Raw genomic sequence first — 14444 nt, 5'->3', positions numbered from 1 at the left:
GGGAGGACAAGATGTTCAAGACAATCCTGCTGACGGTTGACGTCAACGATTTCAAAGGGGCCGAACGCCCCGCCGAAGTGGCCATGCAGATGGCGCAAGCCGACGGCAGCGCGCTACACGTCATGAACGTGGTGCCCGATTATGGCATGGCCATTGTCGGGTCGTTCTTTGGGCCCGGACACTCCAAGAAAATCCTGACCGAGGCGCGCACCGCGTTGGAGACATGGGGCAAGGACCGGTTCGCCGACCTGCCCGAGGTGCATTTCCTGGTGGATCAGGGCACCATCTACGACCGTGTCCTCCAGGAAGCCGAAATCATCGGGGCCGATGCGATTGTCGTTGGCGCCCATAAATCGCAATTGCAGGACTATCTGATCGGCCCCAATGCTGCACGTATTGCCCGACACGCGACGCAATCGGTTTTTGTGATCCGATAATCAATAGGGCGGCGACACTGTGTCAGCCCAATCGCGGTTGTGATCGCGGCTGTGCCTGTGCGCAGCCGCGCAATTGTGCGCGCTGGGTGCACAAAAAACCATTGCTTTGCCTATTGAATAGTTCAAATTCAGAAGTATATCAGCTCGCAACCCTATGCGGAGCGTTGGCATGGCCCTGGATGAATCCGATGACGAGCTGAAAACCCTGACGCCTGAAATCCGGGCGATGATGGGGGTGTTCGCGCTTTACTGGAAGCTCGATGAAGGCATCGAGAGCATCAATGTCGAACCGGCGCTGGCAGATCAGGAATGCCACATGATCATCCGGTTGGATGAACCGCGCCGGATGGGGGTGATGGCACGGCTGATGTTGACGGTGCCCTCCGCGATCACTGCCGCAGCCGATAGCCTGGAGAACCTGGGATACATCGAACGCAAACGCGATCCCGCAGACCGGCGCGCCTGGCTGTTGCAGCTGACCGAAGCCGGATGGGAACGCCGACGCCAAATGGAACAGACGGCCGGGGAACTCTTCCGCGCCACCGCCGGTCTTTCGCCGGAAGAAACCCGGATCTTTGCCGAACTGGCAGACAAGATCCATGACAATGTTATGCGCAACAGCTTTCCCGAAGGACTCGCAAAATGCGAATGAGAACTGCCTTTCTGGCGCTTATGATCCCCCTGTTCACCACCACCCATCCGGCCCTTGCGCAGGAGGTGTTGAAACCGGTCAAATTGATGACCACCCAAGAAGGCGGCATGGCGGTGGAACGCCAGTTTTACGGTCAGGTCGCGGCCAAGGATACGGTTGATCTGGCTTTTCAGGTCGGGGGGCAGGTGGTCCTGTTCCCGGTGACCGAAGGATTCATCGTCAACCGGGGCAATTTGATCGCCGAACTGGATCTGGAGCAGTTCCAGTTGCAGTTGGACCAGGCCCGGCTGCAATTGGAACAGGCCGAACGCACCGTCGAACGGTTGACCCGTCTCAAGGGCACGGTCAGCCAGGTTTCGATTGATGACGCCGAAACCCACGCCGCGCTGGCAGCCATTGCCCTGCGCAATGCCGAATACGACCTGAAACATGCGTCCCTGAACGCGCCATTCGACGGGTTGGTTTCGAGCCGCGAAGTGGCGATCTATTCAACGGTATCGGCTGGCACGCCCATTGTGCGTCTGCACGACATGTCCGAACTGCACATCGAAGTCGACGTACCCGAAATCCTGTTCCAGCGCACCGATGGTGACAGCGGGTTCGACATTGCCGCGACCTTTCCGGGCCGGAACGAAGAATTTCCGTTGCGCATTCTGGAATTCGACGCCGAAGCCAGCAATGTCGGTCAGACCTTTCGTGTGACATTCGCCCTGACCCCGCCCGACGGGTTCGAGATCTATCCGGGGTCGTCGACGACCGTTTCAGTTCGGGTCAACACCGACCAAACTGCAATCACATTGCCACCTACCGCTTTGGTCACCAAGCCCAGCGGTGACATCGGCGTGATGGTCTTTGACCCCATGGGCGCAGACGAAGGCACTGTGACCTGGACGTCTGTCGAAATACAGCCGACCCAAAAGGGTGCCTTTCAGGTGCTGAGCGGTTTGACCGGCGGGCAGGAAATCGTCCTGGTGGGGGGCAACGCCTTAAAAGACGGTCAAGCGGTGCGCCGCTTTACCGGTTTTGCGAACTGAGGCTGCGATCATGGACATTGCACGCGCATCCATTGAACGGCCGTTGATCACATGGCTGATCATGCTGATCGCCCTGTTTGGCGGCATATGGGGGTTTTTGTCGTTGGGGCGGCTCGAAGATCCGGCCTTTACCATCAAACAGGTGGTCATTGCGACCCAATACCCCGGAGCCACCGCCGAACAGGTGGCATTGGAGGTGTCCGAACCGCTGGAATCAGCGATCCAGAAAATGGGCGAGGTCAAGCTGATCACCTCGATCAACCGCCCCGGCAGTTCGCTGATCGAGGTCGAGGTGAAATCGACCTATGACGGTACCGAACTGCCTGAAATCTGGACCAAACTGCGCGCCCGTATCCGTGACGCTGCGCGTGGATTGCCGGATGGTGTCGGGCAGCCCTATGTCAATGACAGCTTTGGTGACGTGTTCGGCCTGTTTTACGCGGTCACGTCAGATGGTTATACCGACGCCGAAAAACACGAACTGGCAACTTTTTTGCGGCGCGAATTGCTGACCGTGGACGGGGTCGCTGATGTCGAAGTGTCCGGGCTGCCCGAAGAGGCGATCTTTGTCGAACCGGATCTGGCGATTTCGATCAATCAGAATGTACCGATGTCCGCGATTGGGAACGCCATTGCCACTTCGAATTCGGTACGTTCTGCCGGGGCGCTGGATGCCGGTCCGGCCAAGACGATCCTGCAGGTTCCGGATGGCTCTGACAGCGTGTCCGAGATCGCCGGTCTGTCGGTCGGTGCCCAGGGCGAGGTCATCAATGTGATCGACATGGCGGATGTGTATCGCGCCCGCAAGGAAGATCCCGCGTTGATCGTACGGTTCAACGGTACCGAGGCCTTTACCCTTGGGATTGCCGGTCTGGCGACGGAAAACATCGTCAATGTGGGCAAACGCGTTGACGCCAAGCTGGCCGAACTGGGGCCGCAGATCCCGTATGGCGTCGAACTGGAACCGATTTACCAACAGCATGTGGTGGTGGAACAGGCGTCGAACGACTTTTTGGTGAATCTGGCCATGTCTGTGGCCATCGTGGTTGCTGTGCTCGCCATCTTCATGGGGTGGCGGGCCTCCATCGTGGTGGGGGCAACGCTGTTGCTGACCGTGGTCGGCACGCTGATGTTCATGAACCTGTTCTCCATCGAAATGGAACGGATTTCGCTGGGCGCGCTGATCATTGCCATGGGGATGTTGGTGGACAACGCCATCGTGGTTGCCGAGGGTATGCAGATTTCGATGCTGCGGGGAAAATCTTCGCGCGATGCCGCGGACGAAGCCGCCTCGAAAACCCAAATCCCGCTGCTTGGGGCCACTGTGATCGGGATCATGGCCTTTGCCGGGATCGGGCTCAGCCCGGATGCGACCGGGGAATTCCTGTTCTCGTTGTTTGCAGTGATCGGTATTTCGCTATTGCTCAGCTGGGTGCTGGCGCTGACTGCAACACCATTGTTGGGGCATTACTTCTTTAAACAGGGCAAAAGCGGCGATGCCGGCAGTTATGACGGTCTGTTGTTCCGCGTTTATGGTTCCATGCTGAGGCTGGCACTGAAGCTGCGCTGGCTGGTGGTGATTGGTCTGGTGGCGGTTACGGTTGTCTGCTTCGCGGGTTTTGGCCTGATGAAGCAACAGTTCTTTCCCAACTCGAACACGCCATTGTTCTTTGTCCACTACAAGCTGCCGCAAGGCACCGCCATCGCCACCACCTCGTCCCATCTGAGTGTGTATGAGACGTGGCTGGCAGACCGCGATGACGTGGTGTCCGTGACCAGCTTTGTCGGGCAGGGGGCCAGCCGCTTTATGCTGACCTATTCGGCGGAAAAGCCGAATCCCAGCTATGGCCATCTGATCATTCGCACCGAAACCATTGATGACATTCCCGCGCTGCAGGCCGATCTAGAACGCTTTGGCAAGGAACGGTTCCCCGAGGGTGAATTCCGCACCAAACGCCTGGTATTTGGCCCCGGAGGCGGCGATCCGATCCAGGTGCGGTTTTACGGCCCGGACCCGCAGGTGCTGCGCCAACTGGGAGAAGAAGCCGCCAACCGGCTGGTTGCTGCATCGGACAACGTTTTGGATGTGCGCAACAATTGGCGCGAACAGGAACTGGTGTTGAAACCGACCTATGCCACCGACCGGGCGCAGACGGCTGGCATCAGCCGCGAGGACATTGCCGATACGTTGCTGTTTTCGACTGACGGCATCGTCGGGGGCGTATTTCGCGAGCGTGACCGATTGATCCCGATCATTATTCGACGCCCACGCGACGGCGATTATAACCTGATGGATCAGATGGTGTTTTCCAGCTCGGCGGGGACTGTTGTGCCGTTGGAACAGATGATCGACGGTGTGGAAACCGAAGTTCAGAACACGTTGGTGCATCGCCGTGATCGGGTTGCGACGCTGACCGTTGGCACCGATATTCCGCCGGATCTGACAGCGGTCTCTGTTATGGCCGAGATCCGAGAGAGCATCGACACCATGCCGTTGCCGCCGGGCTACAAGATGGCGTGGGGCGGCGAGATCGAAGATTCAGCCGAAGCCCAGGAAAGCCTGGGCAAACAACTGCCGCTGTCGGCGCTGATCATGGTGCTGATTTCGGTGCTGTTGTTCAATGCGATCCGCCAGCCGGTGATTATCTGGCTGTTGGTGCCGATGTCGGTGAACGGGGTGGTGATCGGCCTGTTGGGAACCGGGCTGCCGTTTACCTTTACCGCGTTGCTGGGGCTGTTGTCGTTGTCGGGGATGTTGATCAAGAACGGCATTGTGTTGGTCGAGGAAATCGACCTGGTACGCGCCGACGGCAAACAGCTGCGCGAGGCGATTGTCGAGGCATCCGTGTCACGTCTGCGCCCCGTCATGCTGGCCGCGGTGACCACTGTGTTGGGCATGGTGCCGCTGCTGGGGGATGCGTTCTTTGTCTCGATGGCGGTGACGATCATGGGTGGTTTGGCCTTTGCCACGATCCTGACCCTGGTGGCTGCGCCGGTGTTCTATCTGATCTTCTTTGCCCGTGAAGAGAAGCGCGAATTGGCGGCGGCTACGACCTGATCCGCCACCATACCGGACAGACGACAATGCCCACCTGGAAACAGGTGGGCATTTTTCGTGCATCATGTCGGGTCGGTGTGCAATTTGGCCATTTTGTGGGCTGCGGTTTTGAGCGGGCTGAGGAAGGCCTTGATGTCGTCCAGGGTGCGGCGCTGGACGGGGGCGTGGGCCGACAGGGTGGCCAGCAATCGGTTCTGACCGTCCAGGATCGGCACCGCGATTGCCGCCATGCCGTTCATGAATTCTTCATCGTCGGTAGAATAACCTTGGGCGCGGGTCCGTGCGAGTTCGTCGATCAGCGCGTCGGGGTCGGTGATGGTGCGACCGGTCTGACGTTCCAGTGGCCGGGCCGACAGCACGCCGCGCAGCGTGGCCGGGCGCAGGGTGGACAGGTACATCTTGCCGCTGGCGGTACAATGGAACGGCACCTGGGTGCCGATGGGCAATTGGATACGCAGGGGCCATTTGGTTTCGACCCGGTCCAGATAGGTCATGCCTTCGCGGTCGGGCGTGGCCAGATTGCAGGTTTCGCCGATTTCCTCGGCGACGGCCTTGAGAATGGCGAGCCGTGCGGTGCGCAGATGTTCGGAGGACATCGTATGTACCGCGAGCGCCCGCAGCCGCGGCCCCGGCCCATAGGACCGCCCGTCCAGGTCGCGTTGCAGGAACCCTTCGGCCTCGGCGGTTTGCAGCAGCCGGTGGATGGTCGGCTTGGGCAATCCCATGGTGCCGATCAGCTGACCGGGTTTGACGGCGGTGCCCAGGCGGGCGACCTCTTCGAGGAGCAGAAGAAGACGCAGATTGGTGGGAATCTGCGCCTCTTTTTCCGGGCTCGCATTGTCCAGGGTCGGGTCGGGCATCGCATCACGTTCATCTGTTGGGCAACAGGATCAACGCGAGCTCCGGCACCAGCGATACCAGCACCCAAACGCCGATCAAGGCTGCAAGGTAGGGCACTGTATAGCGCAGCAGACGGAAGTAGGGAACGCCCGTCACACCCGATGCGACATAGAGGTTGAGACCATAGGGCGGCGTGATGAAGCCGATCGACGCACCAACGAGGAAAATCACCGAAAAATGGATCGGATCAATCCCGACCGAGGCCGCAATCGGGGCCAGGATCGGAGCCAGGATAATGGTGACAGGCAGGCTTTCCAGGACCATGCCGGAAAAGAACACGATCACCATCGAGGTGAACAAGACCGCATGATAGCCACCCATCGAGGTGACGAAATCACCGATGGTCTGTTGTGCTCCCAGCAACGACAGAATTTGTTGCATCACCACCGAAATCGCGATCAACGGCGCCAGAATGCCAGTGATCTGGGCTGATCGCACCACGATGGACGGGATCTGAAACGGGGTGAACCCTTCGACGACGAACATCTCGCCATAGCTTTTGTCCGAAACCGGTTTGTCCGGCGTTGACCCCATCATCCGGTTCAACGGATAGCTGACCAGCCCGGCAATCACACAGAATCCCACGGTCACCCCGGCGGCTTCTGTCGGCGAGAACTTCCCCGTGTAGATGCCCCACAGCACCAGCCCGATTGCAAAGAATCCCAGCCAGGCCCCAAAGGCTGTCTTCAGCACCCGGTTCAGCTGGAGCGGGATCAGGTAGCCCCAACCGTTGATGCGGCAGATGATCCAGCAGGCCAGTTGCATGCCGATCACCATCAGGGCACCGGGCAGAATGCCGGCCACGAACAGATCCGAAATTGGCAGGTTCATCAGGAACCCGTAAACGATGAAAATGATTGACGGTGGAATGATGATGCCCACGGTGCCACCCGCAGCGGCCGTGGCGGCGGAAAATCGTTCGTCATATCCGCCCTTGACCATTTCGGGGTGCAACATCGAGCCAATGGTGGCAGTCGTGGCGGAATTCGACCCCGAAATGGCGGCAAACAACCCACACGCTCCCAGCGCAGCCATGGCAAGCCCACCGCGCAGCCAACCCAGACAGGAATAGGCGAAATCGGATAATCGTCGGGCGATGCCGGATTGATTGATCAGGTCGCCGGTCAGGATGAACAGGGGCATGGCCAACAAGGCGAACCCCTTGTTGAACACATTGAGCAGCTCGGCCCCCATATTGTCCAACGTCAGTCCCAGCACAAACGAACAGCCGATCACCCAATAGGCGATGACCAACAGCACCGGCACCCCCAGCATGAACAACATGGTGACCCCGAGAGAGATCAGCGTAACCCAGGTTCCATCGGTCATCATACATCTCCCCCGATCACGGCTTGTTTGATCAGCGGGTCGCCGCTGCGAAAATTGGCGATGTCTTCGAACAGGTTCTCAAATACCCGCGCGGCCATCAGCAAAAAGGACATTGGCGCGGTGATCAGGAACCACCACTGCATCACGTTGTCAGTGCCCAGAACGATCTGAAAGTTTGAGGCCGACAATGCCGTCATACGGGCCGTCGTGACCAGCACGATGACCGAAAAGATGAACCACAGCACCGCGTCCAGCGTCAAACAGGCCATCTGTCCACCGCGCGGCATAATGGTTCGAAATTCGGCAAAGCTGAGATGCGTGCGCAACCGCACGTTAAACGCTGCGCCAAACCATGCCATGATCATGAACAGCAAGGGTGGAATGGTTGTGGACCAGGGTTGTTGATTGGAGAATATGAACCGGTCGATCACACCCCAAAAGATGATGAACGCAATCGCCAGATAGCTATAGACCATGATGGTGCGTTCCAGATGTCGGTCCAGCCAGGGCACCAACCTATAGATCCACATGACGGCCAGCCCGCCCAGAGCGGTCGCCACGGCACCGAACACCCAGGCTCCGTTAGATTTGAGTGCGTTGCGGATTTCCCAGCTGTCCTGGGACGCAAAGGCGCTGAAAATGTCGCTGATCTCGGACCAGAGTGCCATTGGATCCTCCCCCTCCTGTGCGCCGGGTGTGCCCGGTCTTGGTAAATGCAAACAAGCCGGCGCATGATACCACGCGCCGACCCGAAAATTTGCCTGTCAGATCAGGCTTTCCACCACCGGCGTGGCTCGACGTTTTCAGGCTTCATGTCTGCGGGGACTTGGCGGGCGATGTCATAGATCTCCTGATAGGTGTCGATGCCACCGGCCCAATTGTTCAGACGATCCCGCCACTGTTCCCACAATTGCGGTTGGAACTCGGGCGAACACATTTCTTCGGCCATCTTGATCTGGTCGTCGGCCAGGAAGGCGTTGCGGACGTTGTTTTCCGCAAAAATGGTGCCGGGCATCTGTGGATCGGAATGACCGACGGTCTTGACCAGCGCCGCTTCGTTGGCGGCCTGCACGTGGGTCTGGGCCCAATAGGCGCTCTCCATCACCGCGTCCTGCAGATACCCTTCGAGGCTGTCGAACACGCTCGCGCTCATCGAGGTATGTTCCGTGCCACAGAAGAATTTCAGATCGACGGATTGGCTGACCACAGGGGACATATTGGCATAGGCCACAGCCGAGGCCCAGGTTTCCGCACCATCAATCAGACCCTGTTTCAGACCATCCAGGGTTTCCTCCCATGCGACGGGAACCGGGTTCAGGTTCAATGCCTGCATGGCGATGCGGCCCAGCTGAGTGCCGGTGACGCGGTTTTTGGTGCCGAACAATTGTTCCAGCTTGGTCACAGTTGGTTTGTCCTGCCATCCCAGGCCCAGCTGGATACCGCGCAGTTCGCAATGGCTGAACAGGAATTTCAGCCCGTGCCGTTTTTCCAGCGGGTCACGCAGGATACGCTGGGATTCGGGGCTGTAGAGGAAATGATACTGCGAGGCGCGGCCCGGGAACATATAGGCATAGTCCAGCACGTTCAGATAGGGCGCACCACCGGCCGAATTCTGGGTCGATGCCGCATAGATGTCGACGATACCCTGCTGGGTTTTCTCGACGCAGGATGTCTGGCCGCAGATCTGGTTGTTGCCGATGAATTCAATCCGGATCTCGCCATCAGTGCGGCTTTCCAGATCACGGGCGAATTCCAGCGCACCCGCGCGTTCGATCAACAGGTTCTGCGCGTTAAAGCCTGATGCACCAAACTTGAGCGTGTGCTTCGCCGGTTTGGAATAGCGCTTTTCATAGGTCGATTCAGCTGCCGCCGCGAGATTGGCCAGCGACATCGCCCCGCCAAATCCACCAGCTGCCAGCAAGGTCGAGCTCATCCCGAACCGACCTGCCACACGAAACAGATCACGACGCGAGATGCCTCGCAGGTTTCCACCAACACTCATCCAAATTTCCTCCCGTTTGATGATTATTGAGACTTGTTGTCTCATTAATAGTGTCATATTGAAGTGTGACGCAAGGAGTTTTTGAACGCCTCGCGACTTGAGCCCGGGGAGGAACACCGTATGTCACCGAAACAAGCCGATTTTCTGATCGTAGGCGCTGGGTCTGCCGGCTGTGTTCTGGCCAACAGGCTGAGCAAAGATCCTGCGAATCGGGTGATTCTGCTTGAGGCGGGAGGGCGGGACGTGAATCCGTGGATCCATGTGCCGGTGGGCTATTTCAAAACGCTGCACAATCCCAACACGGACTGGTGTTACAAGACTGAACCGGATCCGGGGCTGGGCGACAGGTCGCTGGATTGGCCGCGGGGCAAGACACTGGGCGGGTCCAGTTCGATCAACGGGTTGCTTTATGTGCGCGGCCAGAAGGAAGATTATGATCGCTGGGCCCAACGCGGCAATCGCGGCTGGAGCTATGACGACGTGCTGCCCCTGTTCAAACGGTCCGAGGCCCATGAAAACGGAGCTGATGACTATCACGGGGGAGACGGCGGTCTGTCGGTCTCGCTGATCCGGGCCAAAAGCGATATTTCCGAGGCCTTTATCAACGCCGCTGTGGAAATGGGGGTGCCGCGCAATGAAGACTATAATGGCGTCGATCAGGAAGGGGTCGGATATTTTCACCAGACCGCCCGCGGCGGTTTCCGCTGCTCCAGCGCGCGTGCCTTTTTAAACCCGGCCAAGAAACGACCCAACCTTGAAGTTGTGACCCATGCGCATACCGAACAGCTGATTTTCGACCGGAATGACCCGCGCCGCGTGATCGGGGTGCGGTATTCGCGCAAGGGCGAGGTGCACGATGTGCTGTTGAACCCAGGTGGCGAAGTCATCCTGTCGGCAGGGGCCATCGGGTCGCCACAGATCCTTGAGCTGTCTGGAATTGGGCGGGGTGACGTCCTGCAAAAGGCGGGGGTACAGGTGCGCCACGAATTGCCCGGCGTGGGGGAATGTTTGCAGGATCACCTGCAGATCCGGCTGGTCTATGAGGTGAATGCCCAGACCCTGAATGATGCCATCAACCGGTTCGTTCCCCGCATGGGGATCGGGTTGAATTATGTGCTGTTCCGCAAGGGCCCGATGAGTCTGGGTGCCAGCCAGGTCTGTATCTTTGCCAAATCCATGCAAGGGCTGGCCACGCCGGATATCCAGTTCCATTTCCAGCCGCTCAGCGCCGACAAGCCGGGGATTGAAATGCATCCGTTTTCCGGCATCACCTCGTCGGTGTGCCAATTGCGCCCCGAAAGCCGGGGCCACATCCACATCGCGACACCCTATGCGTCGGACTATCCCAAAATCGTGCCGAATTACCTGTCTGCAACGGCGGATCAGCTGTGTGCCGTCCGGGCCGTCAAATTCGCCCGCGCCATGACCAGAACCCAGGCGCTCAGCCCCTATGTCCTGCGCGAACATGTTCCCGCCAACAATCCGCAATCGGACGCAGAATTGCTGCAATGTGCCCGCGATATCAGCCAGACCATCTATCACCCCACCAGCACTTGCCGGATGGGGCATGATGATCAGGCGGTGGTCGATGACCGGCTGCGGGTGCGAGGTATCGCCGGATTGCGGATTGCGGATGCGTCGATCATGCCGGACATCGTGTCGGGCAACACCAATGCGCCCACCATCATGATCGGGGAAAAGGCCAGCGACATGATCCTGGAGGACCGCAAGGTCTCTGTCTGAGCCGATTTATTTTGGGTGCAATTGCGCTGTCGTGGTGCAGGTTGACGGAAATAGAGCACTGGCTGACGGTGCCGATGTTGCAGGCGCCCAGAGGTTGCGATACCATAACTGTGATCACAGATTACGAGCCATGACAGGTGCCTGACATCGGAATGTCGACCACGGTATTACCAGGTCAGCACCAAGTCAGGACCAGGTCAGGGAACTCGGGTATGGATCAGATGAAACATGCGGGGGCCGCGCACCGATACCCCCCGGGGTCGCGACACAGCCAAAGTGCGCGGGACCAATGAAGGATGACCTTGATGCAGACCATTTCGTCCGGCCCGATGTCCGGGCTTATCGAATTTACGCAAAAGAACGGGCAGGGGTTTCTGGTGTCTGCCGTCATCGCAGCGGCGGCCCAGTTCCTTTCGGAACATTACGGTGCCCCGGCAATGCTGATGGCGCTGTTGTTGGGCATCGCCTTTCACTTTCTTGCCGAAGAGGGTGTGTGCAAACCCGGCATCGAATTCACCGCCCGCACGGTGTTGCGGTTCGGGGTGGCGTTATTGGGCGCGCGGATTTCAGTTGAACTGATGGTTGGATTGGGCCCCAAGCTGATTGCCGTTGTGGTCATCGGCGTGATTGTGACCATCCTGTTTGGCCTGTTGGGCGCGCGGGTGCTGGGTCGGGGGTGGCGCTTTGGATTGTTGACGGGCGGATCGGTTGCAATCTGTGGAGCTTCGGCAGCTATGGCGATTTCGGCTGTATTGCCCAAAAACGAACATTCCGAACGCAATCTGATCTTCACCGTGCTTTCGGTCACGGTGCTGTCGACACTGGCGATGATCCTTTATCCGATCCTGACCGAATATTTCGCCTTTAACGATGAAGTTTCGGGCGTCTTTCTGGGGGGCACAATCCACGATGTGGCCCAGGTGGTCGGTGCCGGGTTCTCGGTGTCGAATGAAACTGGTGAAGTTGCCACTTTGGTCAAACTGATCCGCGTTGCAATGCTGGCCCCTGTGGTGTTGGTGATTTCGATCATGGTGCGTCGCCACGCTGATGACACTGCACAGGGGGGAGATCGCCCGCCGATCCTGCCCATGTTCGTCATCGGGTTCCTGATCTTTGCGACGTTGAACTCATTGGGGTTGATCCCGGCCGTGGTTGTTGACTGGATGTCCAGCCTCAGCCGTTGGGCGCTGTTGATTTCGATCGCCGCGGTGGGAATGAAAACTTCGCTCAAACGAATTCTGGACGTAGGCGGACAGGCAATTGGTCTGATCGTGGCCGAAACGGTGTTTATCGCCGTGTTTGTTCTGATTGGTGTCGCCATATTCGGGCACCACTGAACCGGGGGTGGCATCCAGGCAGACGGCGCTGTCCGTCGGCGGTGGTATCTTGGCCCGCTGCGGGATTTCGCGTAAGCCACAGGATGGGCCCGTGTTTCAGTCGGAGTCCGGGACCGGATTGGAGCGGGCAGGATGAACGATGTGGACCATGGCCGCCGGGCCAATCTGATCGGCAGTCTGTGGATGGTTGCGGCCATGGCCGGATTTGCCATCGAGGATGTTTTTCTCAAGATCGCAGCACAGACTCTGTCGATCAGCCAGATCCTGATGATGTTCGGGGCCGGGGGGGCGGCTGTCTTTGCTCTTTGGGCACGCGTGACTGGTGACGCGTTGGTGTCGCGGGCGGTGTTGTCACGCCCCATGCGTATCCGGGTCGTGTTCGAAATACTGGGGCGGCTGTTTTATGTTCTGGCCATTGCGCTGACCCCATTGTCTGCTGCGACCGTAATCTTGCAGGCGACACCGATTGTCGTGGTGGCCGGGGCTGCGCTGTTCTTTGGAGAGCGGGTGGGATGGCGCCGATGGGCTGCCATTCTCGTCGGCCTGTTAGGGGTTATCGTCATCATCCAGCCCGGTGCCGACAGCTTTTCAATCCTGTCGCTTTTAGCGGTGCTGGGGATGTTCGGGTTTGCCGGTCGTGATCTGGCCAGCCGCGCCGCGCCTGCTTCGCTGGGGACGTCGGTTCTGGGCGTATACGGATTTCTGGCCGTCATTGTCGCGGGTGCGTTGTTTTCGCTGTGGGAGGCCCGCCCGTTGGTTCTGCCCGACGCGGGCACGTGGGGGATCATGGCCGGGGCCGTGTTCGCCGGAGTTGCGGCCTATAGCGCCCTGATGAAGGCGATGCGTACGGGCGATGTGTCTGCCGTCACGCCGTTTCGCTATACCCGGTTGCTGTTCGGGATTGGCTGTGGCGTGGTGCTGTTCGGCGAAACCCTGTCCGTTGCCATGGTGGTCGGCTGTGGCCTGATCGTTGTGTCGGGGCTCTTTATCCTCTGGCGCAGCAATTCGGGGCACAGGGCTGCCTGACTTTGCTCTGGGGGCGGCCGGGTCACATTTCGGCCTGCGCCAGAAGCCAGGTACAGATCGCGCTGACTTCTGCCTCGCGCGGGTCGGATTTGCGGCGCACCAGATGATAAGCCCGGTTTTCGCTCAGAACCGCATCGAACAATTGAACCAACGTGCCATTTTCCAATTCCGCGTTGATCAGCGGCACCCATCCCATGACCACGCCCTGACCGGCAATGGCCGCCTGCAACACCACATTTGTGTCTTCGATGACCGGACCGTGCAGGGTCGGAGGCGTGACATTCGCGCCCATGAACCACGCGTTCCACCCCAGTGTGTCCCGTTGGTGGATCAACGGATAGCGAAACAGATCTGACGGTTGATCAGGACGTCCCAGTCGGGCCAGCAACCCGGGGCTGGCCACGGGGGCCGACAGAACATTGACCAATGGTTCGGCAATCATTCCGGGAAAACTCCCGTCCCCCCAGGTGATAAAGATATCTGCGTCGACGTTCTGCGGCGATACTAGCAGCGGGGTCTGCACCAGTTCCAGCTCGACCGCGGGGAATTGGTCACAGAATTCGGCGAACCGGGGCAACAGCCAACGGGTGGCGAAACTGGGCCCCAATGCAATGCGGATTTTGGGCTTTTGACGCGGGCGATTCAGCACCGATTCCACGCTGGCCTCCAACACCCGAAACGCGGTGGTGGCCCCATGTGCCAGACGCTCGCCCTCGTCCGTCAGGTGGACCTGGCGGGTGCCGCGCGTGAACAGCTGAACGTCCAGCCGCGCCTCGAGCCCGCGCACATGGTGGCTGATCGCCGTGGGCGACACGCCCAACGCTTCGGCCGCGGCCTGAAAGCTGCCCAACCGGGCGGCTGCCTCGAACGCCCGCAGCGCCGGGAGGGAAGGAAGATTTGTCATGTCGGCACTATAGATGAGGTTT

12 protein-coding genes are annotated in these 14444 nt (G+C 59.2%); 7 read left to right on the top strand and 5 right to left on the bottom strand.

Annotation, left to right across the window (positions count from 1 at the left end):
* Positions 1 to 11 precede the first annotated feature (11 nt).
* The 4 genes from K3727_16205 to K3727_16190 all read left to right on the top strand — a co-directional run bounded on the left by K3727_16205 (position 12) and on the right by K3727_16190 (position 5181).
* Positions 12 to 437 (top strand): universal stress protein, encoded by a 426-nt coding sequence (locus tag K3727_16205; GenBank protein UWQ90312.1) that lies wholly within the window; start codon positions 12 to 14, stop codon positions 435 to 437.
* Positions 438 to 663: 226 nt separating this feature from the next.
* Entirely contained in the window at positions 664 to 1089 is a 426-nt protein-coding gene (locus K3727_16200) for a MarR family transcriptional regulator (protein ID UWQ93418.1), read from the top strand.
* Complete coding sequence (locus tag K3727_16195) at positions 1080 to 2123, top strand: efflux RND transporter periplasmic adaptor subunit (GenBank protein UWQ90311.1); 1044 nt, start codon at positions 1080 to 1082, stop codon at positions 2121 to 2123. The genes K3727_16200 and K3727_16195 overlap by 10 nt, the downstream gene beginning before the upstream one ends.
* Positions 2124 to 2133: 10 nt before the next feature.
* The gene (locus K3727_16190; protein UWQ90310.1) at positions 2134 to 5181 is read left to right on the top strand and encodes an efflux RND transporter permease subunit; all 3048 of its coding nucleotides are present in this window, start codon (positions 2134 to 2136) and stop codon (positions 5179 to 5181) included.
* 62 nt (positions 5182 to 5243) lie between these two features.
* On the opposite strand, the gene K3727_16185 is transcribed toward K3727_16190, so the two are convergent.
* The 4 genes from K3727_16185 to K3727_16170 form a co-directional block, all read right to left on the bottom strand.
* Positions 5244 to 6041, bottom strand: coding sequence for an IclR family transcriptional regulator (locus K3727_16185; protein ID UWQ90309.1), 798 nt, complete (start codon positions 6039 to 6041; stop codon positions 5244 to 5246).
* A gap of 10 nt (positions 6042 to 6051) precedes the next feature.
* Positions 6052 to 7410, bottom strand: a complete 1359-nt coding sequence (locus K3727_16180; protein ID UWQ93417.1) for a TRAP transporter large permease — start codon at positions 7408 to 7410, stop codon at positions 6052 to 6054.
* Complete coding sequence (locus K3727_16175) at positions 7410 to 8078, bottom strand: TRAP transporter small permease subunit (protein ID UWQ90308.1); 669 nt, start codon at positions 8076 to 8078, stop codon at positions 7410 to 7412. The genes K3727_16180 and K3727_16175 overlap by 1 nt, the downstream gene beginning before the upstream one ends.
* A gap of 101 nt (positions 8079 to 8179) precedes the next feature.
* Positions 8180 to 9412 (bottom strand): TRAP transporter substrate-binding protein, encoded by a 1233-nt coding sequence (locus K3727_16170; protein UWQ90307.1) that lies wholly within the window; start codon positions 9410 to 9412, stop codon positions 8180 to 8182.
* Positions 9413 to 9532: 120 nt separating this feature from the next.
* Here K3727_16170 and K3727_16165 point away from each other — a divergent pair, with 120 nt between their 5' ends.
* The 3 genes from K3727_16165 (at position 9533) to K3727_16155 (ending at position 13518) form a co-directional block, all read left to right on the top strand.
* Positions 9533 to 11155, top strand: a complete 1623-nt coding sequence (locus K3727_16165) for a GMC family oxidoreductase N-terminal domain-containing protein (GenBank protein UWQ90306.1) — start codon at positions 9533 to 9535, stop codon at positions 11153 to 11155.
* A gap of 296 nt (positions 11156 to 11451) precedes the next feature.
* Entirely contained in the window at positions 11452 to 12492 is a 1041-nt protein-coding gene (locus tag K3727_16160) for a YeiH family protein (GenBank protein ID UWQ90305.1), read from the top strand.
* A 183-nt stretch (positions 12493 to 12675) separates the two neighbouring features.
* Entirely contained in the window at positions 12676 to 13518 is an 843-nt protein-coding gene (locus K3727_16155; protein UWQ93416.1) for a DMT family transporter, read from the top strand.
* Positions 13519 to 13540: 22 nt separating this feature from the next.
* On the opposite strand, the gene K3727_16150 is transcribed toward K3727_16155, so the two are convergent.
* Positions 13541 to 14422 carry a LysR family transcriptional regulator gene (locus K3727_16150; protein UWQ90304.1) on the bottom strand — a complete coding sequence of 294 codons (882 nt, stop codon included), beginning with the start codon at positions 14420 to 14422 and terminating at the stop codon, positions 13541 to 13543.
* Positions 14423 to 14444: the final 22 nt, after the last annotated feature.

The organism is Rhodobacteraceae bacterium M382 (genome assembly GCA_025141015.1).
Taxonomy (GTDB): Bacteria; Pseudomonadota; Alphaproteobacteria; order Rhodobacterales; family Rhodobacteraceae; genus Aliisedimentitalea; species Aliisedimentitalea scapharcae.
Note: the sequence above shows the minus strand (reverse complement) of the source record. Positions and strands in the feature narration are given on the sequence as shown.

What these genes read in the sequence shown, in the direction of transcription:
- K3727_16205 (UWQ90312.1), top strand. Translation starts at nt 12, where the DNA reads ATGTTCAAGACAATCCTGCTGACGGTTGACGTCAACGATTTCAAAGGG.
- K3727_16200 (UWQ93418.1), top strand. Translation starts at nt 664, where the DNA reads ATGATGGGGGTGTTCGCGCTTTACTGGAAGCTCGATGAAGGCATCGAG.
- K3727_16195 (UWQ90311.1), top strand. Translation starts at nt 1,080, where the DNA reads ATGCGAATGAGAACTGCCTTTCTGGCGCTTATGATCCCCCTGTTCACC.
- K3727_16190 (UWQ90310.1), top strand. Translation starts at nt 2,134, where the DNA reads ATGGACATTGCACGCGCATCCATTGAACGGCCGTTGATCACATGGCTG.
- K3727_16185 (UWQ90309.1), bottom strand. Translation starts at nt 6,041, where the DNA reads ATGCCCGACCCGACCCTGGACAATGCGAGCCCGGAAAAAGAGGCGCAG.
- K3727_16180 (UWQ93417.1), bottom strand. Translation starts at nt 7,410, where the DNA reads ATGACCGATGGAACCTGGGTTACGCTGATCTCTCTCGGGGTCACCATG.
- K3727_16175 (UWQ90308.1), bottom strand. Translation starts at nt 8,078, where the DNA reads ATGGCACTCTGGTCCGAGATCAGCGACATTTTCAGCGCCTTTGCGTCC.
- K3727_16170 (UWQ90307.1), bottom strand. Translation starts at nt 9,412, where the DNA reads ATGAGTGTTGGTGGAAACCTGCGAGGCATCTCGCGTCGTGATCTGTTT.
- K3727_16165 (UWQ90306.1), top strand. Translation starts at nt 9,533, where the DNA reads ATGTCACCGAAACAAGCCGATTTTCTGATCGTAGGCGCTGGGTCTGCC.
- K3727_16160 (UWQ90305.1), top strand. Translation starts at nt 11,452, where the DNA reads ATGACCTTGATGCAGACCATTTCGTCCGGCCCGATGTCCGGGCTTATC.
- K3727_16155 (UWQ93416.1), top strand. Translation starts at nt 12,676, where the DNA reads ATGGTTGCGGCCATGGCCGGATTTGCCATCGAGGATGTTTTTCTCAAG.
- K3727_16150 (UWQ90304.1), bottom strand. Translation starts at nt 14,422, where the DNA reads ATGACAAATCTTCCTTCCCTCCCGGCGCTGCGGGCGTTCGAGGCAGCC.